Annotated in this window: 22 protein-coding genes and 1 riboswitch; of the genes, 9 read left to right on the forward strand and 13 right to left on the reverse strand. The window is 51.8% G+C overall.

The features are described from left to right. Both P1U71_RS18015 and P1U71_RS09155 read left to right on the forward strand, forming a co-directional pair. Positions 1-135, forward strand: coding sequence for a DUF952 domain-containing protein (locus P1U71_RS18015; protein ID WP_367281160.1), 135 nt, complete (start codon positions 1-3; stop codon positions 133-135). Positions 136-138: 3 nt separating this feature from the next. Further along, the gene (locus tag P1U71_RS09155) at positions 139-1,206 is read left to right on the forward strand and encodes a quinone-dependent dihydroorotate dehydrogenase (RefSeq protein WP_301105281.1); all 1,068 of its coding nucleotides are present in this window, start codon (positions 139-141) and stop codon (positions 1,204-1,206) included. Between the two features lies 1 nt (position 1,207). Here the strand turns inward: P1U71_RS09155 and P1U71_RS09160 are convergent, their stop codons facing one another. Then, on the reverse strand, positions 1,208-1,756 hold the full coding sequence (locus P1U71_RS09160; RefSeq protein ID WP_301105282.1) for a cupin domain-containing protein: 549 nt from the start codon (positions 1,754-1,756) through the stop codon (positions 1,208-1,210). Between the two features lie 162 nt (positions 1,757-1,918). Here P1U71_RS09160 and P1U71_RS09165 point away from each other — a divergent pair, with 162 nt between their 5' ends. Beyond that, on the forward strand, positions 1,919-3,247 hold the full coding sequence (locus P1U71_RS09165) for an aspartate aminotransferase family protein (protein ID WP_301105283.1): 1,329 nt from the start codon (positions 1,919-1,921) through the stop codon (positions 3,245-3,247). Between the two features lie 194 nt (positions 3,248-3,441). Next, on the forward strand, positions 3,442-4,467 hold the full coding sequence (locus P1U71_RS09170) for a Fe(3+) ABC transporter substrate-binding protein (protein ID WP_301105284.1): 1,026 nt from the start codon (positions 3,442-3,444) through the stop codon (positions 4,465-4,467). Positions 4,468-4,521: 54 nt separating this feature from the next. On the opposite strand, the gene P1U71_RS09175 is transcribed toward P1U71_RS09170, so the two are convergent. The 5 genes from P1U71_RS09175 to P1U71_RS09195 form a co-directional block, all read right to left on the reverse strand. Beyond that, the gene (locus tag P1U71_RS09175) at positions 4,522-5,460 is read right to left on the reverse strand and encodes an alpha/beta hydrolase (RefSeq protein ID WP_301105285.1); all 939 of its coding nucleotides are present in this window, start codon (positions 5,458-5,460) and stop codon (positions 4,522-4,524) included. Positions 5,461-5,480: 20 nt separating this feature from the next. Next, complete coding sequence (locus tag P1U71_RS09180) at positions 5,481-6,077, reverse strand: 2-hydroxychromene-2-carboxylate isomerase (protein ID WP_301105286.1); 597 nt, start codon at positions 6,075-6,077, stop codon at positions 5,481-5,483. A gap of 46 nt (positions 6,078-6,123) precedes the next feature. Next, positions 6,124-7,236 carry a DUF2336 domain-containing protein gene (locus P1U71_RS09185; RefSeq protein WP_301105287.1) on the reverse strand — a complete coding sequence of 371 codons (1,113 nt, stop codon included), beginning with the start codon at positions 7,234-7,236 and terminating at the stop codon, positions 6,124-6,126. A 92-nt stretch (positions 7,237-7,328) separates the two neighbouring features. After that, positions 7,329-8,663 (reverse strand): deoxyguanosinetriphosphate triphosphohydrolase, encoded by a 1,335-nt coding sequence (locus P1U71_RS09190; RefSeq protein ID WP_301105288.1) that lies wholly within the window; start codon positions 8,661-8,663, stop codon positions 7,329-7,331. Between the two features lie 91 nt (positions 8,664-8,754). Continuing rightward, a complete protein-coding gene (locus P1U71_RS09195) occupies positions 8,755-9,102 on the reverse strand; it encodes a hypothetical protein (RefSeq protein ID WP_301105289.1) in 348 nt (115 codons plus the stop codon). Between the two features lie 113 nt (positions 9,103-9,215). Continuing rightward, positions 9,216-9,361, forward strand: a riboswitch (FMN riboswitch). Between the two features lie 89 nt (positions 9,362-9,450). On the opposite strand from P1U71_RS09195, the gene P1U71_RS09200 reads away from it, so the two are divergent. Continuing rightward, positions 9,451-9,963 carry a 6,7-dimethyl-8-ribityllumazine synthase gene (locus P1U71_RS09200; RefSeq protein WP_301105290.1) on the forward strand — a complete coding sequence of 171 codons (513 nt, stop codon included), beginning with the start codon at positions 9,451-9,453 and terminating at the stop codon, positions 9,961-9,963. A gap of 2 nt (positions 9,964-9,965) precedes the next feature. Here the strand turns inward: P1U71_RS09200 and P1U71_RS09205 are convergent, their stop codons facing one another. Genes P1U71_RS09205 through dctP form a run of 6 tightly spaced genes read right to left on the reverse strand, consistent with a single transcriptional unit; the run spans position 9,966 to position 17,084 of the window. Continuing rightward, positions 9,966-11,507 carry an AMP-binding protein gene (locus tag P1U71_RS09205; protein ID WP_301105291.1) on the reverse strand — a complete coding sequence of 514 codons (1,542 nt, stop codon included), beginning with the start codon at positions 11,505-11,507 and terminating at the stop codon, positions 9,966-9,968. A gap of 37 nt (positions 11,508-11,544) precedes the next feature. Beyond that, on the reverse strand, positions 11,545-12,753 hold the full coding sequence (locus P1U71_RS09210; protein WP_301105292.1) for a CaiB/BaiF CoA-transferase family protein: 1,209 nt from the start codon (positions 12,751-12,753) through the stop codon (positions 11,545-11,547). Positions 12,754-12,783: 30 nt separating this feature from the next. Continuing rightward, on the reverse strand, positions 12,784-13,950 hold the full coding sequence (locus P1U71_RS09215) for an acyl-CoA dehydrogenase family protein (protein ID WP_301105293.1): 1,167 nt from the start codon (positions 13,948-13,950) through the stop codon (positions 12,784-12,786). A 56-nt stretch (positions 13,951-14,006) separates the two neighbouring features. Next, complete coding sequence (locus P1U71_RS09220) at positions 14,007-15,314, reverse strand: TRAP transporter large permease (RefSeq protein WP_301105294.1); 1,308 nt, start codon at positions 15,312-15,314, stop codon at positions 14,007-14,009. Then, positions 15,314-15,982: a TRAP transporter small permease subunit gene (locus P1U71_RS09225; RefSeq protein WP_301105295.1), complete on the reverse strand. Its 669-nt coding sequence runs from the start codon at positions 15,980-15,982 to the stop codon at positions 15,314-15,316. The genes P1U71_RS09220 and P1U71_RS09225 overlap by 1 nt, the downstream gene beginning before the upstream one ends. Before the next feature lie 55 nt (positions 15,983-16,037). After that, a complete protein-coding gene (gene dctP / locus P1U71_RS09230; RefSeq protein ID WP_301105296.1) occupies positions 16,038-17,084 on the reverse strand; it encodes a TRAP transporter substrate-binding protein DctP in 1,047 nt (348 codons plus the stop codon). A gap of 246 nt (positions 17,085-17,330) precedes the next feature. Between dctP and P1U71_RS09235 the strand changes: the two genes are divergently transcribed. The 4 genes from P1U71_RS09235 to P1U71_RS09255 all read left to right on the forward strand — a co-directional run bounded on the left by P1U71_RS09235 (position 17,331) and on the right by P1U71_RS09255 (position 19,453). Beyond that, a complete protein-coding gene (locus tag P1U71_RS09235) occupies positions 17,331-18,092 on the forward strand; it encodes a CbiX/SirB N-terminal domain-containing protein (protein WP_301105297.1) in 762 nt (253 codons plus the stop codon). 145 nt (positions 18,093-18,237) lie between these two features. Continuing rightward, complete coding sequence (locus tag P1U71_RS18020) at positions 18,238-18,720, forward strand: cold-shock protein (protein ID WP_367281158.1); 483 nt, start codon at positions 18,238-18,240, stop codon at positions 18,718-18,720. A 16-nt stretch (positions 18,721-18,736) separates the two neighbouring features. Beyond that, positions 18,737-18,955: a DUF3126 family protein gene (locus P1U71_RS09250; RefSeq protein ID WP_301105298.1), complete on the forward strand. Its 219-nt coding sequence runs from the start codon at positions 18,737-18,739 to the stop codon at positions 18,953-18,955. 129 nt (positions 18,956-19,084) lie between these two features. Beyond that, on the forward strand, positions 19,085-19,453 hold the full coding sequence (locus P1U71_RS09255; protein WP_301105299.1) for a hypothetical protein: 369 nt from the start codon (positions 19,085-19,087) through the stop codon (positions 19,451-19,453). 2 nt (positions 19,454-19,455) lie between these two features. On the opposite strand, the gene P1U71_RS09260 is transcribed toward P1U71_RS09255, so the two are convergent. Continuing rightward, entirely contained in the window at positions 19,456-20,400 is a 945-nt protein-coding gene (locus P1U71_RS09260) for a cation diffusion facilitator family transporter (RefSeq protein ID WP_301105300.1), read from the reverse strand. Between the last annotated feature and the right edge of the window lie 258 nt (positions 20,401-20,658).

The following is a 20,658-nucleotide window of genomic DNA, read 5'->3' on the forward strand; positions in this document are numbered from 1 at the left end:
CTGAAATGGGAGCCGGCGCGCGGTGGTGTCATGTTTCCGCATCTTTATGGCACGCTCGACCCTGCATTGGTGAAAGACGCGGTGGATTTGCCGCTTGGGCCAGATAATCTTCATATCTTTCCGGAGCTGGAATAACAGGTGGTCAATTTTTATCATATCATGCGGCTGCTTCTTTTCGCGTTTGAGGCGGAGAAGGCGCATAACCTGTCAATCCGCGCGCTAAAGAACGGCCTGCTGCCCCGTGTTGACAATACCATTGACCCGATCCTAGAGAGCAAAGTCTTTGGCCTTCACTTTCCTAACCCTATTGGGCTTGCGGCCGGGTATGACAAGAATGCGGAGGTTCTGTCCGCCTTGTCAGGGCTGGGGTTTGGTTTCCTGGAAGCGGGCAGCGTTACGCCGAAACCTCAGGCCGGCAATCCAAAGCCAAGAATGTTCCGCCTGACAGAAGATGAGGGAGTGATCAATCGCCTCGGGTTTAACAACAAGGGACTGGAGGAGGCCACGCGGAATTTTGAAAACAGGCCGGCCTCCCTGATCGTGGGGGCAAATCTTGGGGCAAATAAGGACAGTCCCGACCGGATCGCGGATTATGTGACAGGGATGGAAAGGCTTGCGCCACATGCAAGCTATGTGACCGTCAATATCTCTTCTCCCAATACGCCGGGACTTCGGGCGCTGCAGGGGCGGACAGAGCTGGAAGATTTGCTTGGTCGGGTTAGTGAGAAACGCCGCGAAATGACAGAGCGGGGGGAGGCCTATTTCCCCGTCCTTCTTAAAATCGCGCCGGATTTGACGGATGAAGATAAGACGGATATTGCGGCGGCGGTGCTTGATCATCAAATCGACGGATTGATCATCAGTAATACGACGATTACCCGGCCTGAAAGCTTGCAGAATCCGCAAAAAAAAGAAACGGGTGGATTGAGCGGCCAGCCCCTTAAAAATATCGCCCTTGCCGTGCTCAAGGACATGTATCAGGCAACGGAGGGAAAGGTGCCCATCGTCGGTGTCGGAGGTATTCAAAGCGCGGATGATGCCTATGCACGTATCCGGGCAGGGGCCTCCCTTCTGCAGCTCTATAGCGCAATGGTCTACAAAGGCCCCTACGTCGCGATGGAAATTGCAAAGGGCCTGGCGAAGAAGCTGCGGGAGGATGGCTTCAATTCGGTTGAAGATGCCGTTGGTGTTGATACGTCGCTATAGTCTAAAAGCTCGGCGGTGTGCAGGCACTGACGACGACGACCTCTTCCTCACCTAATGCACGAAAACGGTGCGGACGGTGGCTTTCGAAGTAATAGGCATCCCCGGCTTTCAGAATTTTTCTATCGGTTCCGACGGTTACTTCCAATCTACCTTTGACGATGACGCCAGCTTCTTCTCCTTGGTGAGAGAGCATATTCCGCCCCGTGTCCGCACCGGGAGCATAAACCTCATGCAGGACTTGCAGGGCTTTTCCGGTTAGGTCGCGCCCAACCTGCCGGTAGGAAATTTTCCCTTCTGAAATATCCGTCAGTTCATCGCGTTCATAAAAAATCTTGCGATGTGAGGAAAAATCATTGGCGAAGAAATCAGCAAGCCCGATTGGGAAACCATCCAGTACTTTCTTAAGTGAGCCAACAGCGGGGCTTGTCCGGTTTTGCTCGATCATTGAAATCGTACCATTGGTGACGCCGGCCCTTTTCGCAAGTTCTCGCTGTGACAGACCATGCTGCTCCCTCAGACTTCTCAGACGTGCACCAAGATTGAATTCCATTGTGGTAATTTCCTTATGATTCGCCTCAAGTGTTTAGATTTTTAAACATAAACATCGCCGTGACAATGATGAAATCCCTGAAAACGGCGATTCATTTTTCTTCTTGTGCAAATAAATGACCTACATAGAGTGAGAGAAATTATTTTCCGGGAGTGTTTCAATATGTCTGATACCGCTGCTTCAAACCCAAATAATCTGGATGCCTTCTGGATGCCCTTCACGGCAAACAGGCAATTTAAATCAAATCCGCGCATGCTCGTTAGTGCGAAAGGCATGTTTTACAAAAATGCCGAGGGGCAATCGATCCTCGATGGAACGTCAGGGTTATGGTGTTGTAATGCGGGCCATGGTGATCCGCGTGTCGTCGAAGCCGTCAGCAGTCAGATTGCGGAAATGGACTATGCGCCCGCCTTCCAGATGGGGCATCCGAAAATATTTGAGCTGGCTGCCCGCGTGACCGGAATGTTCCCGAGCGGTCTGGATCATATGTTCTTCACGAATTCCGGCTCTGAATCCGTCGATACTGCGCTCAAAATTGCGCTGGCCTATCATCGCGCGCGCGGAGAGGGAACCCGGACCCGCCTGATCGGACGGGAGCGGGGATATCATGGGACCGGTTTTGGCGGTATTTCCGTCGGCGGTATCGTTGCGAACCGGCGGACATTTGGTACGATGCTGACGGGGGTGGATCATATCCCGCACACGCATCTGCCTGAGAAGAATGCCTTTTCGCGCGGTCAGCCGGAGCATGGTGCGGAGCTTGCCGACGAGCTTGAAAGGCTGGTGACGCTGCATGATGCCTCTACCATTGCGGCGGTCATTGTCGAACCGGTCGCGGGTTCCACTGGTGTTATCCTCCCGCCCAAAGGATATCTGGAGCGGCTTCGCGAAATTTGCGACAAGCATGGCATCCTGCTGATTTTTGATGAAGTGATCACAGGCTTTGGGCGGCTTGGCGCGCCTTTCGCGACCGACTTCTTCGGTGTGAAGCCCGATCTTGTGACGCTCGCAAAAGGGCTTACCAGCGGCACGATCCCGATGGGCGGGGTTGTCTGTTCGAAAGGGATCTACGATGCCTTTATGACCGGCCCGGACAATATGATCGAGCTTTTCCATGGGTACACCTATTCCGGCCATCCGGTCGCTGCCGCAGCCGCCCTCGCGACGCTTGATTGCTATAAAGAAGATGACCTTTTCGAGCGGGCGAACGAGATTGCACCCTATTGGGAAGAAGCTGTGCACTCGCTCAAAGATGTGCCCCATGTCGTTGATTTGCGCAATCTTGGCCTGATCGGGGCGATCGAGCTGGAGCCCCTTTCCGGGAAGCCCACTGCGCGGGCATATGACGCGTTCCTTAAATGCTATGAAAAGGGTCTTATGATCCGAACGACGGGGGACATTATCGCTCTCTCACCGCCGTTGATCGTTGAAAAGAGTCATATTGATCAGATTTTTGACACGCTGCGCACGGTGTTGAAAGAGGTAGCTTGAGTGATTAGTCATTGATCCTTTTGATAGAAGCAGGGCTTCTATATTTATAAATACTGGACGGAGGCAAATTTGCCTCCGTTTTTTATCGGGCATTTTCTAATATTGAAAGTCAGAATGACTTGCAATTGACATAATTCCAGTTTAAGACTCCGCTTCTAATTGAGAATAATATTCATTATCGATGAGGATCCAAAATGCGCTTGAAATTTACTGCGTCCATTGCCTTGGCGACGGTTGCCTTGACATCCCTGGCGACGCCCGCACTCTCGGCGGAAGAAGTAAATCTATATTCCACACGTCAGGAAAGCCTGATCCGTCCGATTCTCGACGAGTTCGAGAAAGATACAGGCATTAAGGTAAATGTTGTCTTCGCGAAATCAGGCATGTTGGAGCGTTTGAAATCCGAAGGAATGAACAGCCCGGCAGACGCCGTCCTGACGGTAGATATCAGCCGTATCGCGGCGCATAAGGAAGCGGGTGTATTGCAGCCAGTTACATCGGAAAAGCTGAACGCAAATATTCCGCCGCATTTTCGTGATCCCAACGGGGAATGGTTCGGTCTCTCTGCGAGAAGCCGTGTTCTGTTTCATTCAAAAGATCGTGTGAAGCCTTCTGAACTTTCGACATATGAAGATCTGGCCGATCCGAAATGGAAAGGTCGTATCTGTGTTCGTTCTTCCAGCAATGCCTATAACCAATCTTTGCTGGCCTCACTGGTCGTTCATAACGGCGCAGAGGCAGCTGAAAAATGGGCGCAAGGCATTAAGGATAATCTCGCACGCAAACCTCAGGGCGGTGACCGCGATCAGATCAAAGCGGTAGCGGCCGGTGAGTGCGATATTGCCATCGCCAATACCTATTACTATGGCGCTATGCAGAATTCTGACGATGCGGCGCAGGTAGAGGCCGCCGAAAAAGTTACCCTCTTCTGGCCGAACCAGGACGGACGCGGTGCGCATTTCAATATTTCCGGTGCCGGTGTTACGAAATCGGCAAAGAACAAAGAAGCTGCGATTAAACTGATTGAGTATCTTTCCGATACAAAGGCTCAGGAATTCTATGCCTCCACCAACTACGAGTTTCCGGTAAATCCCGGCGTAGAGCTGGACGAAACGGTTGAAAGCTGGGGCGAGTTCAAGGCGGATGAAGTTGGCCTTGATAAAGTCGCGGATGCTCAGGCGGAAGCCGTCAAGATTTTCGACCGCGTTGGCTGGCGCTAAAGTTTAGTCCATACGAATAAGAAAGGGGCCTGATCGGCCCCTTTTTTGTGTCCGTTATCTGGAAAAGGCATCGCGGAGAGCGGCGACCCCTTCGTTGACACAGTCCGTTGATTTGTCGATCACACTACCAAGATTTATAAAGCCATGCACCATACCTTCATAATGAGTGTGCTTGGCTTCGCTACCCTCTTTGCTCATACGCTCCGCATAGGCGATTGCCTCATCCTGAAGCGGATCGAAACCAGCCGTCTGGATCAGGGCAGGGGGCAGGCCAGCGAGACTTTCCGCAAGCAGCGGTGATGCCCGCCAATCTTTTTTATCGGCTTCATTCTTCAGGTAATGGCCCTGAAAATATTCCATCATGGATCGGGTCAGGAAATATCCTTCTGCAAATTTTTCATGGGACGGGGTTGTCATGTCCATACTGGTCGCCGGATAGATCAACCACTGGAACGTCGGCATATAGGTATTTTCTTCACGCGCTACCAGGCACACGACAGCGGATAGATTTCCACCGGCGCTATCGCCACCTACCGCAATTCTATCGGGATCGCCGTTATAGTCCGCAATATTGCTAGCCGTCCAGTTGAGGGCCGCGACGGAATCCTGAACGGCGGCCGGAAATGGGGCTTCCGGTCCCATGCGATAATCCACGGAAACAACCACAAAGGGGCCGGAGTTTGCAATCAGGCGGCACAGGCTGTCATGGGTATCGCGGCTGCCAATGACCCATCCACCGCCGTGATAATACACGAGTACGGGCAAAGGAGTTGTCATGCCAACGGGATGATAAATGCGGATCGGGACATTTCCGTTCGGCCCCGGAATATCGACATCCATGGTCTTGCCGATATCCACATCCTTGAAGGTCAAGGTCAGAGCCCTCTCTTCATAGGCGGCCTTGGCCTCATCCGGCGTCAGTTCATCGAGCGGCGGCAACCCCTTTTCCTCTGCGATATCGAGTACCCATTTTGCCTGCGGATCTAACACCATTCCCTGTCTCCTTTTTTAGTTTATTTCTTGAGGGCCTTTTCTACGAATTGAAGCCGGTCCTGGCCCCAGAATAGTTCTTCATCGATGATATAGGTTGGCGCACCAAATATCCCGCGCGCAATCGCGTCATCGGTGTTCTTCTCATAAAGTGCCTTGATTTCAGGATCCTGGCTATCTTTCAGCAATTCTTCACCGTTGAAACCCGCACGATTGGCCACTTCAATCGCCGTTGCCTCATCCGCGATGTTGCCGTCTTCAATCCAGACCAATCGCTGAAACAGGCCCGTGAGGCCAATTGCGTCGCCACCGCGCTTAGCCACTGTAGTGACCATTAATGCCGCGATCAGGTCGGATGCCGGGAAAAATTTCGGGTGGATGTTGATCGGGACGTTATGTTCCTCGCGCCACCTGGCGAGTTCCACCAGGCGATAGTTTCTCCGTTGCTCACTTCGCTTAGCGAGCGGGAGCCCTCCTGTTTCTGCAAATATCTTCCCGTAGTTGACGGGAATAACATTGATTGTGGCATTACTCTCGGCGGCCATCTTTATGAAGCGGTCGTGGCCAAGGAACGCCCACGGGGATACTAGTGTCAAATAATAATCGATGGATTTGGTCACAGGGCAATTCCGTTTTTGTTGTTATGGATTGCCTAGAGTGTAAAGGTCAATGGAGGCGTTTGGGAAGCAGTTTTTCCATCAACTCCTCGAGAGACAAATCATCATCCCACCCATAGGTTTCCGCAATCCGATCGATAAGGCGCTGGCGAAAATTATCAAGATCGGCGCGCGGATGATAATGGGTGGCTTTGCGATGCTCCTCCATCGCTGTTCGGAAGGCTGTGTAGAGATAGGGCGGCAGCTCGGCGCGGTCATAGAGGCGCTGAAACCCCAGGTAACCACGCCCGGACGTTAGAGATATGACACGTTTCTTCGAAATGCCAGAGGCATGACCAAGCGCAGCCGCAAAGTAGGAATGATTGCCCGCAATCAACAGCCGCAGCATTAGCGTTGCGGTCAGGCGCCCCTCTCGCTCCAGCGCAATTGATTTCTTTTTCTGTTCGTGATCGGTCATTCTTCGATCAAGGCTCTTGGCGAGCGCTTTTTCGCGGGCGTTAAGAATTTTGCTGACGGAGGTGGTGTTCTCTACCGGATTTCTCTCGATGAGGATCTGTTTATATTCTTCGGAAATAAAATCGAACAGCCGCGAAACGATCTCTTCGGGGAGGAAGGGGCGATGGACCAGAAGTGCCTGTATGGGGTCAATATCGCCAAAACGCCCAAGAATATGATTGTAGGCTACTTTGCCGATAATTGCCGTCTCATTTTTCAGGCAGGCTTTAATGGCCGAATAACATCCTGTTTCGGCGATGCAGGCCGTGGATTTAACGCCAAGATGCGGTCGTGAGGCGATCGCGGTTTGAATGTTATTGCTCGCGCTTTGCAGTATTGTCCAAAGATCCTCATCCGAAAGAATCGGTGAATAGGTGACGATGGGGAAGGATATCTCGTCTACATCCAACGCGAGCTTCATGGCTATTTCTTTGGACAGGAATTCACATTCCTTGACGGCGTCGGCGATTGCATGCCGCACAGCCGTATCGATATCATCCATGAAATAGTTGATGATGGCTTCAGTCAGTTCCAGGTCATCATCGGTCAATTCCCGCGCAACAAATCCCTCTGCCGCCGTGCGTGCGGTGTTTATCCGCATTGGCGTCGGCATTTTGGCAAACATTGCGGCGATACGGTCGCCATAAAGGGTAGAATCAACCAACATGGACGTTATTAGCCTGAAATCTAAAAGAAGAATTCTAGAAGATGTAGGTTAATAGGGGGTTACCAAGAGCTAAAAACACTAGGAAAGTGGGATTAAACGATGCCTCTGATCTCGCGGAACTGCCGCACTGCGAAAGAATCGGTCATGCCCGAGACAAAATCAGTAATCCCGAGAAGCCAGTCATAACGTCCGCGAGGGCTCTCATTTCCATCGGGGAAAAGGGTCATCAGGACGGAGGATCTTGGGTTCATGGGCGTGCCATCACGATTAAGCTTTTCCCAATCAAGATTGGCATCATAGAAGGCATCAAGAAGGGTGGTTAAGATTTCCGATCCGCTCAATTCTGCCTGAATACGCTCTGGATGACGGTAGATTTCACGTTGGCAGAGCGCATAAATCTCATCGAAGAGTTTTGCCCGTCTAGAATGATGCAGCAGGTCCCCCTTGAAGTTTCCAGCAAGGATATCCCCCTCGCATTCCTTGAAGATGTCGGACACTTCTCCAATCAAGCGGCCGATACATTTTGCGCGGAGGTAGGAAATTCGCTCCGACGGATCATCGACTTCTGCATAGCGTTTGGGCGGGCTGCCAAGAATGCGGATCATCAAGTCTTCGGTCTCTCCATAGGCGAGGCGTCCAAGTTTGTATCCGTCCTCGATATCAACGACGCTGTAGCAGATATCATCTGCCGCTTCGACCAGATAGGCGAGGGGGTGCCGACACCAGTAATCCTCTTCACCTCGCTGAAGCAGCCCAAGCTCATCCGCGATCTCTTGAAATGCTTCCCGCTCAGACTGCATCACGCCGAATTTCTTGCCGCCGCTATCCCCAGGGGACGGAGCAGAGACGATGGAAGTCCGTGGATATTTCATGAAGGTGCCAAGAGTAGCGTAGGTCAGTCGCAAGCCGCCAGCATTTCGCCAGTTCTGCAACTTCGTCAGAATACGAAACCCTTGCGCATTGCCTTCGAACATTTCAAGATCGCGCGCCTCGTCTTCGCTTAAGCCTTCCGCCCGCTCCGCCGCGCCATGCCCGTTCTTGAACCAATGACGAATGATTTCCTCGCCGAAGTGCCCAAAGGGCGGATTGCCGATATCATGGGCAAGACAGGCCGCAGAGACGATATGGCCGAAATCCGCTGGGCTGTATTCACTGCCTTTTAAATGACGGTCGATTATGACCTGCCCGGCATTGGCGCCAAGTGAACGGCCGACCGATGCAACTTCCATCGAATGGGTGAGGCGGGTCCGTACATAGTCGCTTTCCGCGAGGGTATGAACCTGGGTCTTGTCTTGCAAACGCCGGAAAGCGGAAGAGAAGACGATCCGGTCCTGATCCTTGTGAAACGGGCTGCGAGACGCGATGACCGGATCATCGTGATCCTGCCCATAGCGGCGGGTTGAGAGAAGTTTGTTCCAGTCCATCATGACATCAAACTAACGCATAACTACTTACTATAGAATGAATATTTGTCCGGATACGCGTAATTTCAATTGCTGGCGACATTTACTGAAATATTCAGCCCCATCCGGGATAGGCAAGGATCAGCTCGGCCAACAGTTCGCGGTTATTCCGGTCCATTGATTGTATAATTCTGGACAGGCTGCCCAGACCTTCTTCAAAAATCTGGTCGGCGGTCGCTCCTTCCCATAGCGCCACAAGGGTCATCAACATCCGGCGCTGTGCATGGGAGAGTTTGAGGCCGCCACTGTCCGCCTGATCCCGCGTGATTGCGTTGATATCGGGTGAAAGGTCGTAATGACTACTCACATCCTCAATCGGGCCGGAACTGGCCTTGAAGTAGCGCTCCAACTGGTTATAGAGAATTGCGTCTTTTACCAGGCTTGTGAATGTTTGTTCGTCCAATAGGTCCTCTTGCCTCAGCGGAAAAGATCTCGGGCGCAAGGTAATACATATGCGGCTTCTTGCAAATCGGGAAAACATCCCTAATATACAGGGTGATATTCCCCCTAATGAGGGAATGTTCTCAGGGCAGGGTGCAAGTCCCTACCGGCGGTAAAGAACAGGTTTCTGTTCAAGCCCGCGAGCGCTCGCTTCGGCGGGGTCAGCAGATTCGGTGTAAATCCGAAGCCGACGGTGATAGTCCGGATGGAAGAGAACAGGAAAGAAGGATGGTCAGGCCGATAAGGTCTGAGCGCGCCTTTGACCTATTTGCCTTGGGTTTTTGTCAACTTGAATAAACAAGGCCCAAAAATGAAAATCAAAAACACGAAAACTGACAATAAAACCCCCAGCATCCACAAAACCCGTAACCGCATTGCCGTTATCCAGGCGAATTGGCATGCCGATATCGTCCATGAAGCGAGCACGTCTTTCATCGCAGAACTGGTCGGATATGGGTATGACGCCGATTCTTTTGATATCCATGATGTGCCCGGTAGCCTGGAAATTCCTCTGATGGCGCAGAAGCTCTCGGAAACCGGGCGTTATGATCTGATCATGGCGACGGGATTGATTGTCGATGGGGGCATTTATCGCCATGATTTTGTCGCGCGAACTGTTCTCGATGCGATGATGCGGGTGCAGCTTGACTGTGGCGTCCCGGTTCTGTCGGTCGTCCTCACACCGCATCATTTTCAGGAGACGGAGGCCCATATGAGCTTCTTTAAGGAGCATTTCGTCGTCAAGGGGCAGGAGGCGGCGAAAGCCTGCCATCAGACACTTGAGAATATGCGCGGCCTGAAAGAGATCAAGCTCGCGTCATAGGGTCAAACGATCCGGGATTTCTTCTCGCCCCAGTATTTATCTTTGAGAAGTCTTTTATAGAGCTTCCCCGTCGGATGGCGGGGAAGTTCCGCTTCAAAGTCAACGGACCTTGGGCACTTAACATGGCTGATGTTCGTGCGGCAGAACTCTATCAACTCGGCTTCCAGATCGTCACCCGCAAGCTTCATATCAACAGGCTGAATAACGGCCTTTACCTCTTCGCCGAATTCTTCATTGGGGACCCCGATTACAGCCGCATCATAGACTTTCGGGTGGGTTAGCAGCAGGTCCTCTATTTCCTGAGGATAGATGTTTACGCCGCCGGAGATGATCATGTAGCTTTGCCGGTCCGTCAAATAAAGAAAACCGTCTTCATCGAGATACCCGACGTCGCCAAGCGTACTCCATCCTTGGTCGTTATAGCTTTGCGCTGTGCGTTCGGGGTCGTTGTGATAGGAAAAATCTTTTCCATCAGAGAAATAAATCGCTCCTGTTTCGCCAGTTGGCAGTTCATTTCCTTCCTCATCGAGGATATGAACTATGCCGACCAGGGCCCGCCCGACAGTTCCTGGATGAGCTAACCATTCATCAGGTGTAACGGCACAATATCCGTTCCCTTCCGTTCCTCCGTAATATTCATATAAGATGGGCCCCCACCATTCCATCATCTCGCGCTTCACCTTTTCGGGACAGGGCGCTGCGGCATGGATAGCAACCCCAAGGGAGCTTACGTCATATCTGTGCCGGACCTCCTCGGGTAGTTTTAACATGCGCACAAACATGGTTGGCACCAGCTGAGAATGAGTGACGTTGTATTTTTCGACCAGCTTTAAATACTCTTCCGCGTCGAAATGCTCCATAAGGATACAAGTCGCGCCAAAACGTTGAACCCGCATATTGTACCGGAGAGGCGCGGCGTGATACGTGGGCGCAGGGGAAAGATAAACAGATTGATCGTCGATGCTATATCTGTTTTTAACAATGTTGTAGAGATTATCCATTGTCCCAAGGGGATTGCCTATCTCTGTCGGTTTTATTCCTTTGGGCCGCCCCGTTGTTCCAGAAGAATAGAGCATATCAGCGCCTTCACATTCATCCTCAATCGGGGTTGCCGGGAAGGCGCCAACCGCCTCTTCAAATGAATCATAACCCGGAATTACTCCGTCGGTCATCAAGCGCGTTTCGACATTTGGAATGTGAGGTATAAGTTCCTTGGCCAGTTCCGATTTGTAAGCTGAGGTAATAAAAATCTTTGCGCCGCAGTCATTGATTATGTACGCCGCTTCCTCGACCGTAAGACGCGAGCTTATGGCCGTGTAATAGAGCCCCGCCCGTTGTGCGGCCCAGCAGATCTCGAAAAATCTCGGGTTATTTTCCATGAGAAGCGCAATATGGTCACCCAGCCTCAAACCCTGAGCACGAAAATACTGTGCTCCCTGATTGGATCGGTCATCCAGCTGTTTGTAGGTAACCGTTTCACCGCTACCCCCCATAATGATGGCTGGCTTTTCCGGGGTCGTCTTCGCGAATTCACATATATGCATTGCCTGATTCTTTTTTGTATTTTTATGAGGCCGTCAGTTATGGTTTCGAACAAAGGATACCGGAGGAAATCATGTTGTCAATTTCTGCATCCGTCATACCAATTTCCTGCAGGATTTCCCGGTTGTGCTCCCCATGACGTGGAGCATGTCGTCGAACTTCTCCGGGTGATGCCGAGAATTCTGTGTGAATTCCCGGATACACCAGCTTCCCTTCGGATGGATGATCCATCGTTTTCCAGAAATTCACCGCCTGAAGATGCTCATCCTCAAGAAGGTCTTCCGGATCATTGATTTTTACCGCCGGAATGCTGGCTGCATCCAGATCTTTCAGCCATTCCTCGGAGGTGCGGGTCTCGATGATCTCGCTCAGCACTTCATAGGCCGCATCAATATTGTCGAGCCGAGCCTCGATACTGCAAAACCGTGGGTCTTCCATCAATTCTGGCCGATCTGCCATATCAAAGAAGGCCTTCCATTGTTTATCAACATAGGGAAGAACGCCGATCATTCCGTCTTTAGTCTTATAAGGATGGCGGTTGGGGGAGGTGGCGCGCGGATAACCAACAGATCCCATCGGTGGATCGAAATTTCCGCCGTAAAGATGTTCCAACATATGGAACTGCACCATTGTCTCGAACATCGGGATTTTAATTTCCTGCCCTTCGCCCGTTCGTTCGCGATGAAACAAGGCCATGGCCACTGAATAAACCGCCGTCAGCGCCGTCGCCTTATCGGCAATCACGGTGGGCATATAGCCAGGCCGCCCCATCAGTTTTGACTGGGTCGCCGCAAGGCCACTGACGCCCTGGATCATGTCGTCATAAGCGGGCTTGTCCGCGTAAGGCCCATCCTGTCCAAAGCCGTATGCGCCGCAGTAGATGATGTTCGGGTTGACAGCCTTCACATCATCGTAAGTAAGGCGCAGCCGCTTGATTGCGGAAGGCCGCATGTTGTGCAGGAAGACATCGACAGTCCCGAGCAGGTTGAGAAGGGCGGCACGCCCTTCCTCAGATTTTAGATCAATGCCCAATGCCCGCTTGTTGCGGTTGGCATTCAGATATATGGCCGCCATGCCAGGTGAGCGGCGCGGCCCGAGATCGCGGGTCGTATCACCCTCTGGCCCCTCTATCTTGATCACGTCGGCACCCATGTCACCGAGAGTTTGCGACGCATATGGTCCTAGTAGAACAGACGTAAGGTCGGCAACTCTTATCCCTGTCAGAGGCCCATTATTGGCTTTGCTCATTCGTCACCTTTATCCATCAAAAATTTTCTATCAGTAGGATTTCGGCAATCCGAGCGCCTTTTCGGCAATGTAACAGAGCACCAGTTGCGGGCTGACAGGGGCAATCCTGCAGATCATGACTTCGCGCATCAACCGTTCAACGGTGAACTCTTTGGCATAGCCCATGCCGCCATGGGTCATGACAGCCTGGGTGCACGCCTTGAAACCTGCTTCACCGCCAAGATATTTCGCGGCATTGGCATAAACGCCTGCTTCAAGTCCGGCATCGTAGTTTGAGGCGGCTTTCATCGCCATCAGATAGGCGGCCTCGAGTTCCATCCAGTTTTCTGCAAGCGGATGTTGAATTGCCTGATTCTTGCCGATAGGGCGGCCGAACACTTCTCTCTCCCGGGCGTATTGTGCCGCGCGACCAAGTGCATTCATGCCAAGGCCGATCGCTTCCATCCCGACGAGAACGCGCTCCGGGTTCAGGCTGTGCAGGAGGTAATAAAATCCCTTGCCTTCCTCCCCGATCAGGTCTTCTTCCGGTACTGGCAGATTGTCGATAAAAACTTCGTTGGAATCGACGGCCTTGCGACCCATTTTGTCAATAACGCGGACATCCATATAGTCACGGTTCATGTCCGTATAGAAGATGGACAGGCCGTCGGTCGCTTTCTTGCAGTTTTCTTTAGGTGTAGTGCGGGCCAGCAGCATAATCTTGTCCGCTTCCTGCCCCGTCGTGGTCCAGATCTTGCGGCCATTCACGAGATAGCCGTTTGTCGTTTTTTCCGCCCGTGTTTCAAGAGCTGTTGTATTCAGGCCGGCGTTAGGCTCTGTTACCCCGAAGCAGGTTTTGACCTCTCCCTTGATGAGCGGCGGGAGCCAGCGGTTCTTCTGAGCCTCATTGCCGAAAACTACAATCGGATGAGGCCCGAAAATATTGATGTGAACGGCCGATGCCGCAGACATCCCGCCGGAAGACTTTGCGACTGTATGCATCATTAGCGCCGCCTCGACAACGCCGAGCCCTGCGCCGCCGAATTCCTCCGGCATGGTAATCCCAAGCCATCCGGCTTCCGCCATTGCGGCGTGAAAATCGAATGGAAAGTCGCCTGTGCGATCCTTTTCGCGCCAGTAACTGTCATCGAAGCGCGCACATAGCGCCTCGACATTCTCGACAATGGCATGCTGCTCTTCGGTGAGCGTGAAATCCATTTACCTACTCCTTGTTATTTTTGATTTTGGCAGGAAGCCGGAAGATGTAGTTTTAATCAGTTTAGCATGGTTTGCGGTAGCCAGACAATCAAAGCCGGGAACGCGATGAACAGGGCAATCGTTAAGACGTCGGCGATAAAAAACGGACCAATCCCCCGGAACACATCCGAAAGCGGTATATCCGGTCTGACCCCGTTAACCACATAGCAATTGAGCCCGATTGGTGGTGTGATCAGGCAGATTTCCACCATCTTCACGACAATAATACCAAACCATATCGGGTCATACCCAAGCCCGATAATCGCAGGATAGACAACGGGAAGCGTCAAGAGCAGCATCCCGATGGCATCCATAAACATACCGAGGATGGCATAGCCGCAAAGAATCAGGATGATGATCATGGTCGGTGGCAGGGGCAGGCCAAGGATCCATTCCGCGAAGGCTTCGGGCAGGCCCGAAAACCCGAGAAACCGGACAAAAACCAGCACGCCCCAGATGATCGAGAAGATCATTACTGTAAGCTTGGCGGTTTCGAACAGCGCGTCTTTCAGCTCCTTAGTCCGCATCCCATGGAAAAGAGCTATGATAAGCACAACAAAGGCGCCAAGGGCGCCGGCTTCTGTCGGCGTCGCCCAACCACCATATATGGCGCTGAAAATAATACCAATAACGGCAACGATGGGAAGCGTACCCGGCAGGGATTTAACCCGCTCGCCGAAAGTGAAGCCACGAACAGGCGGCCCCAGCTTGGGGTTGATGGTTGCCCGGATCATAATGATCAGCGCATAGATAAGCGCGGAAACTATTCCCGGTATAAAGCCGGCCAGAAGGAGTGCGCCAACGGATTGCTCGACAATAATGGCATAGATCACCAGAATTGCACTCGGCGGGATCAGGGAGGCGAGGGTTCCCCCAGCGGCAACGACACCTGCCGCCAATCTCCTGTCATATCCATTTGCCAGCATTTCCGGAATGGCGACCCGGCTAAATACGGCAGCTGTAGCTGTGCTTGCGCCGGAGACGGCGGCAAAACCTGCGGCGGCGAAAACGCTCGCGACCGCGAGGCCGCCCGGCACCCAGCCGATCCATTTTTTGGCGGCGTCAAACGCGGCAGTGGTAATTCCTGCGTGAAACGCGAGAAAACCGATGAGAATGAACATCGGTAGCACGCTCAGGGAATAAAGAGTGGATTTCGAGTGCGGGATCGTTCCTACGATACCTGTACCGGCATCCCAGCCGATAATGGATACGATGCCTATCATGCCAACAACTGTTGCGGCGATATAGACCCGGACACCCAAAAACACCATCACGATCAGGGCTCCCATGCCGATCACGCCGGAGAGGAGAGGATCTATCTCCATCACTTTTTACCCTTTTTAATGTAAGTTTCGTCGAATTTTGCTTCTTTGGCGGCTTCTTCGCCAAGCGCATCTTCAATCTCGTGGCGGGCCGTAGTGATGACGTCTTCAATAACGGGAACTGCAATAATCTCCGCACTCGGATAAATGAAGAGCCTGATGAAGCCGATGAGTTGTAGCGCAAAGCGAACCCAGAGTATTCCAAAGGCAAGCGGAATGGCGAGTTTCGCGGGCCAGATAGGAAGCCCGACATCAATCGTTGAATCCCCAAGTTCGTAGGCTCTCATAAAATGTAGCCAACTGGTGTCTATTAGGATCGTGATAACAACAAGCCCAATCAGCGTCGCTAATGCCTCAAAGAAATACAGCGGCCGATCGCTAAATTTGGCCATAAAAAGGTCCATACGCACATGCCCGCCAAGCCGCTGACAATAGGCTATTCCGAAAAAAGCAAAGACAACCATGCTTTGTTCGATAAAATCGATATAGCCGGGGATCGGTATATTGAGAAGCTTCCGGCTGAATACCTGGACGACACCGATCAACATCACAAAAAATATTGCGAGGGCTGAAGCGCCGTTCAGGAAATCTTCGAGCTTGGAAAATCCGCGGTCAAATGCGGCAAATGCCGATCCTGACGCAGAGCCCCTAGGAGGATTTGTTGATGTCATGATTTTTTCTTATGTCGAAAGAGGGCCTGGCATGCCAGGCCCTCAATTCAAAGATTTAATTGCTGGCGGCTTCTTTTGAAGTCGTCATGATCAATTCGAAAAGCTGATCGCCGGGAAATCCATCGGCATTCATTTTCGCGACCCATTCGTCCCAAACCGGTTTTGCACCGACTTCACGGAACCTAGCAATTTCTTCATCAGAGAAGGTGATCGCTATCATTCCTTTTTCTTTCATGAGCGGGAAGTTTTTGGCATCCGCGGCTTCATATGCAGCATAAAGGGCTTCATATGCAGAAGGTTTAGCTTCCTGAAGAAGCTGTTGATACTGAGGCGGAAGCTTTTCGTATGCCGGTATGTTAACAACAACCGGGCAGTTGTTCGCGCCGGGTGACATATTTGCTGTATACCATTCCCCGATATCAGTCAGCCGGTAGGCCACATGCGCATAGGTGAACGGGAAGGAGGCGGCTTCAATCGTACCGAGCTCCAGCGAGGTGTAGACTTCTGGTGCCGGCACTGTTGTGGGAACCGCCCCAATTTTCTTCATGGCTTCACCGATTCCGCCAAGAGCGCGGACGCGCATCCCATCCCAGTCTTCCAATTTGACCGGAGGTTTGCCGACGCCTGTAAATTCATACTGTGGCAAGAGCGAGCTCATCAGCAACTTGGCATCCCAGCGGGCCAAGTCCTTTGCGACAGCAGGGTCAGCATAATAGGCTTCATGCACCTTTGTTTGAACCCGCAGGTTAGGAAATGGCAGGAACGGAAGGTCAAGTCCAGACAATGTCGGATGCTTTGCCGGATGATAAGCGGAGCAAAACATTGCCATCTGAAAGGCACCAAGCTTAATGCCATCCAGATTTTCTCTCGCCTTGGAGAGAGCTTCACCGTAGTGAATCTTGATTTTGAATTTTCCGCCCGTACGTTCGGCCACATAGTCCCTGATGGTTTCGACACTTGCCGTAAAGGCTCTTTGTTTGCCCCATGTGGACACATTCCAGCTTACTTCGGGTCCATCTACGACGTCAGCAGCGGATACGCTGAACGCCATCATTGATGCAGCCGAGAACGCTGCAATCGACATAAATGTACGCTTGATCATTTTTTAATTTCCTCCCATTCGGAACTAATTATTTTATTCGTGGCTATATTTTATTTTTTGCCACTTATGAAAAGCATTATCACATACTTCGACACTTGCGGGCCATAAAAATCTAAATACCTAGGTTAGAGGGGGAGGTAAAGGGGGAATGAGGTGATTTTTTTTCCGGTTTTGACCGAAAAATTGTAAACACAGTGCTATGATAATAAATGACATTACCACCTTGGTCTTCAACAAGATTTATCAATGCCACCTACACGTCCGTCCGTCTTGATAGTAGCTCATGGCTCCAGCGTTTCGGATGACGCGCAGGAGGCTGCCAAGCAGCATGCGCTGACATTACAGCAGAGCAACCGCTACGGCCGGGTCGATGTTTGCTTTCTGGCAGGAGAGCGCTCTGAACCTGATTTACCAGGTGGGGAGGTTTTTCTGCTGCCATTCTTCATGAGCAATGGATATTTTGTCACCCGGCGTATTCCGGAACTTTTTAAATTGAATAAGGGGCAACACATTTGTGCTGACCGTCAGCTATTTCAATGTGAAGCGCTTGGGATTGATCCGGAGCTGGCCGGAATAATATCTTCTATGGCGCGGGGTGTTTGTGTTGAACAAGGTTACCGTCCGACAGATATTCATCTTGTCCTGGTCGCCCATGGCTCGGAAAAATCAACCGCCTCGGCAGAGGCGACCTACCTTCAGCGAAAGACGGTCGATAGCGGGCGGGAGTTCGCCAGGGTTTCTGCCGCCTTTTTGAATGAGGCGCCGTTTCTCGATCAATGGCTGCAGGATCAATCTGAGAGCGGGCTGCCGCTTGTCCTCGTCGGTTTGTTCGCGGCGGACGGGCCGCATGCAACGGAGGATGTGCCGGGTGCAATAGCTAAATGGCAGGAGGAAACGGGAAGCACGCTGCCGGCGCACTATGCGGGGGCCATCGGGACGCGCCCGGAAATTGTCCGGCTGATCCAGCATAGCATCTCCCGCTGCGCTGCCAAATTCAGTGAAATCTGAGGGCCGGAAAGGCATCCGACGCGACCGCGTAAATATCGCTACAGACAGCCGCGTCCTGATCTGATACAAAACCACGGAAATATTTGAGCTTTGCCCCTATATTGGGTATTGCACTGTTTGTTATAAAAAATGAGGTCCTTTAAGGATGAATGATCGTAAGCCGTCCAAGCCCGTCCGTCAGAACATATCGGCGACTGTAAAGTTTTTCGATGAAGCCAAGGGATTTGGGTTCGTCTCGCCTGCCGATGGATCTCCGGATGCCTTCGTCCATATTTCTGTCCTGCAGAATACTTCCTATACTGAACTGCATGAAGGAATGCAGATCAATTGTGATCTCGCAGATGGCGATCGCGGTCAGCAGGTTGTTGCAATTCACGAACCGGAAGAGGAAGAAGAGGTTGTTGTCGGCAACGACATCGAGGTGACCGGCGTTGTAACCACCTATGTTCCCGAGCACAAATACGGGTTCGTGACACCGGATGGCGGCGGAGAAGATGTCTTTATCCATGTCAATATGCTGGAACGTTCAGACATCAACCCTGAGGATATTGCGCTGGACACCAAGGTGAAATGTGTTGTCCGAATGGGCGTAAAAGGACCGATCGCCGACTCACTCGAAATTCTATAAGAAACGCGGGGCGAAAATGACAAGAACGGAAACATTAAAGGTGCAGCGCTACCTGCGGGAAAAATTTGGCAATGAAGGGTTTAATGTCAAAGAGCGTCGGCCATCCGATGGAACGGCGGAAGTTCTGCTCGGCGATGAATTTATCGGGGTTGTCTACCGGGATGAGGATGAAGGCGAGGTGTCGTTCGCTTTTCATATGACCATACTTGATATGGACCTGCCGTCGACTTCCTGAAGAATCCAAATAACTGTCATTTACGAACCCGGTTGCTTTCCCTGCAATCGGGTTTTTATTTTGTTAACCATGCTTTTCTATGCTGCTGGAATGCGAACAAGACATAAATTATGGATTGCGGTGTTTTTGATGCTTGCCCCGTTCTCGGGCCTGTCGGTTGCCGCTGGAAAACAGGCCTTGATTACATTGGAAATTTCGGGCGACCCCGGAGCGGCCTTTGCCGGGGATTGCCGGATATCGTTCGCAGGAAAGCCGGAAAAGCAATATCGTATTCAAGGCAAGGTACCCGCAAAATACTGGCTTCCAGGGGCGGCAGTCCGGTGCAGCCTTGAAAAATCGAACCTGAGCCACCGATTGAATGCGCAAGTCACACGTGGCGGCACCGTTGAACTTCGAATAGTAAGCCCGGCACCCATGCGCTGGCTTTCGGTAATGAGCACCGGTCCATGGGGAGAAGCAAAAGGCGTTGCCAGTGCGGCGCGGCCTCTCTGGCAGTAAGCTTACTTTTCCAAAATTTCGTCCGTGGCGCAGTTGTCATGCTCGAGCTGTAGCGTTGCGTGGTCAATTTCAAATTCCGAAAGCAAAAACGCATTAATTGCACGTAGCATGGTTTCTAAATCCGCTGATGGCTTGACCTGAATATGCATGGTCACAATCGGTTTCTCTGCGGTCAGGGACCAGGCATGCATATGGTGGACATCGATGATTTCCGGAAGATATGCGATCAGTTTTTCCCGAATTATCGTCATATCCAGGTTTTCCGGTGTGCCTTCCAGCAGGATATGTCCGGCACGGCGAACGAGGGTGTAGGCGCTTTTCAGAATGATGACAGCAACCAGCATGGACAGGATCGGGTCCGCCGCCATCCAGCCTGTCATTAGAATAATGATCGCCGCGACAATGGCGGCGATGGAACCAAGCAAATCTCCCGCCACATGCAGCAATGCGCCTTGCATATTAACATTATGCCGGTCGCCACGATGGAGCAGGTAAAAGCCGACAATATTGATCACAAGCCCGCCGCACGCGATGACAAGCATCATACCGCCGAGTACCTCTCCGGGATTTATCAGGCGCTCAATCGCCTCAAAAATGATCCAGCCGGCAATGAAGAATAGAGTCAGGCCGTTGGTGAAGGCCGCCAGTATCTGAAACCGGTGATACCCATAAGAGCGTTTGCTGTCCGCCGGTTTGGAGGCAAGGCGAAAGGCAAACCAGGCGAGGCCGAGCGCCGCCGTGTCGGAGAGCATATGACCTGAATCTGCCAACAATGCGAGAGAGCCGGAGAACAATCCGCCCAGCGCCTGTAAAATCATATATCCGCCCGTCAGGCACATGACCCAGAATATGCGTTGCTCGCTATCCTCCGTCACTTTCGGTGCATGATCATGTGAATGACTATGCGCCGCGCCGTCTTCTTCAGCATGTGAATGGGATGATGTCATGAGTTCGATCGTTTATTCGTCATAATTTCCGCCAAGTAGACAGGGTTGGAGCACATGTTGTCCATAGAATTTTGACATAAAGATGTAATATGCCACAACTAGGATGACGGATAGTCCCCGGACGCAGTAAAATGCGGAGCGGGCGTTTTTGTATGCATAAATGGTGAGAAAATGGCTGTCCGGGTTGGGATAAATGGATTTGGTCGCATGGGGCGTTTGTTCCTGAGGGCGGCATTGGAACATGCCGTGAGTGAAGAA

The organism is Sneathiella sp., assembly GCF_029233945.1.
GTDB lineage: Bacteria > Pseudomonadota > Alphaproteobacteria > Sneathiellales > Sneathiellaceae > Sneathiella.

Bases quoted from the DNA above. Each gene is read 5' to 3' on its own strand.
- P1U71_RS09250 (WP_301105298.1), top strand. From the start codon at position 18,737: ATGACAAGAACGGAAACATTAAAGGTGCAGCGCTACCTGCGGGAAAAA.
- P1U71_RS09235 (WP_301105297.1), top strand. From the start codon at position 17,331: ATGCCACCTACACGTCCGTCCGTCTTGATAGTAGCTCATGGCTCCAGC.
- P1U71_RS09210 (WP_301105292.1), bottom strand. From the start codon at position 12,753: ATGAGCAAAGCCAATAATGGGCCTCTGACAGGGATAAGAGTTGCCGAC.
- P1U71_RS09200 (WP_301105290.1), top strand. From the start codon at position 9,451: ATGAAAATCAAAAACACGAAAACTGACAATAAAACCCCCAGCATCCAC.
- P1U71_RS09160 (WP_301105282.1), bottom strand. From the start codon at position 1,756: ATGGAATTCAATCTTGGTGCACGTCTGAGAAGTCTGAGGGAGCAGCAT.
- P1U71_RS09175 (WP_301105285.1), bottom strand. From the start codon at position 5,460: ATGGTGTTAGATCCGCAGGCAAAATGGGTACTCGATATCGCAGAGGAA.
- P1U71_RS09185 (WP_301105287.1), bottom strand. From the start codon at position 7,236: ATGTTGGTTGATTCTACCCTTTATGGCGACCGTATCGCCGCAATGTTT.
- P1U71_RS09225 (WP_301105295.1), bottom strand. From the start codon at position 15,982: ATGACATCAACAAATCCTCCTAGGGGCTCTGCGTCAGGATCGGCATTT.
- P1U71_RS09215 (WP_301105293.1), bottom strand. From the start codon at position 13,950: ATGGATTTCACGCTCACCGAAGAGCAGCATGCCATTGTCGAGAATGTC.
- P1U71_RS09170 (WP_301105284.1), top strand. From the start codon at position 3,442: ATGCGCTTGAAATTTACTGCGTCCATTGCCTTGGCGACGGTTGCCTTG.
- P1U71_RS09255 (WP_301105299.1), top strand. From the start codon at position 19,085: ATGCTTGCCCCGTTCTCGGGCCTGTCGGTTGCCGCTGGAAAACAGGCC.
- P1U71_RS09220 (WP_301105294.1), bottom strand. From the start codon at position 15,314: ATGGAGATAGATCCTCTCCTCTCCGGCGTGATCGGCATGGGAGCCCTG.
- P1U71_RS18020 (WP_367281158.1), top strand. From the start codon at position 18,238: ATGAATGATCGTAAGCCGTCCAAGCCCGTCCGTCAGAACATATCGGCG.
- P1U71_RS09165 (WP_301105283.1), top strand. From the start codon at position 1,919: ATGTCTGATACCGCTGCTTCAAACCCAAATAATCTGGATGCCTTCTGG.
- P1U71_RS09260 (WP_301105300.1), bottom strand. From the start codon at position 20,400: ATGACATCATCCCATTCACATGCTGAAGAAGACGGCGCGGCGCATAGT.
- dctP (WP_301105296.1), bottom strand. From the start codon at position 17,084: ATGATCAAGCGTACATTTATGTCGATTGCAGCGTTCTCGGCTGCATCA.
- P1U71_RS09190 (WP_301105288.1), bottom strand. From the start codon at position 8,663: ATGATGGACTGGAACAAACTTCTCTCAACCCGCCGCTATGGGCAGGAT.
- P1U71_RS09205 (WP_301105291.1), bottom strand. From the start codon at position 11,507: ATGCATATATGTGAATTCGCGAAGACGACCCCGGAAAAGCCAGCCATC.